1 protein-coding gene is annotated in these 243 nt (G+C 67.9%); it reads left to right on the top strand.

Going from position 1 to position 243, the window contains the following annotated elements; all coding sequences use genetic code 11:
• A partial coding sequence (locus KUM44_RS39855) for a ketoreductase domain-containing protein (RefSeq protein WP_217214657.1) occupies positions 1 to 243 on the top strand: 243 nt, incomplete at both ends.

Genomic DNA, 243 nt, shown 5'->3' with positions numbered 1-243 from the left:
CCCCCTCACCACCGTCATCCACACCGCAGGCACCCTCGACGACGCCACCACCACCAACCTCACCGACCACCAACTCCACACCGTCCTCCAACCCAAGACCGACGCCGCCACCAACCTCCACCACCTCACCCTCGACCACCCCGTCACCACCTTCGTCCTCTACTCCTCCGCCGCCGGACAACTCGGCACCGCAGGACAGGCCAACTACGCCGCCGCCAACACCTACCTCGACGCCCTCGCCCA

The organism is Streptomyces sp. AC550_RSS872, from assembly GCF_019049285.1.
GTDB lineage: Bacteria > Actinomycetota > Actinomycetes > Streptomycetales > Streptomycetaceae > Streptomyces.
The sequence above is the reverse complement of the archived record's forward strand: the minus strand, read 5'-3'. Positions and strand labels throughout refer to the sequence as shown.